General features: G+C 71.1%; 1 protein-coding gene. It reads left to right on the forward strand.

What is annotated here, in order from left to right; translation table 11 throughout:
* The coding region (locus OOZ15_RS20110) for a nucleoside recognition domain-containing protein (protein ID WP_323053979.1) at positions 1 to 516 on the forward strand (516 nt) is incomplete at both ends.

The raw sequence follows: 516 nt of genomic DNA on the forward strand, positions 1-516 counted from the left end.
GACCGCCGCGCCATCCGCCTGCGCACGGTGGGCGGCGCCTTCGCCATCCAGGCCGGCATCGGCGCCTTCGTGCTCTACGTGCCCGCCGGCCAGACGGTGCTCGCCACCGTCTCCGCGGCGGTCAGCCAGGTGGTGGCCTATGCCAACGACGGCATCGGCTTCCTGTTCGGCGGCCTGGCCGACGTGGAGGCCACCGGCTTCGTCTTCGCCATCAAGGAGCTGCCGGTCATCGTCTTCTTCTCCTCGCTGACCGCCGTGCTCTACTACCTGGGCATCATGCAGTGGGTGATCCGGCTGCTCGGCGGCGCCCTGCAGAAGGCCCTCGGCACCTCGCGCACCGAGTCGCTCTCGGCCACCGCCAACATCTTCGTCGGCCAGACCGAGGCGCCCCTGGTGGTACGCCCCTTCATCGCCCGCATGACCCCCTCCCAGCTGTTCGCGGTGATGTGCGGCGGCCTGGCCTCGGTGGCCGGCTCGGTGCTGGCCGGCTACGCCGCACTCGGCATCCCCATGGAG

The sequence above is a fragment of the Galbibacter kalidii genome (assembly GCF_026241135.1).
Lineage (GTDB): Bacteria > Bacteroidota > Bacteroidia > Flavobacteriales > Flavobacteriaceae > Galbibacter.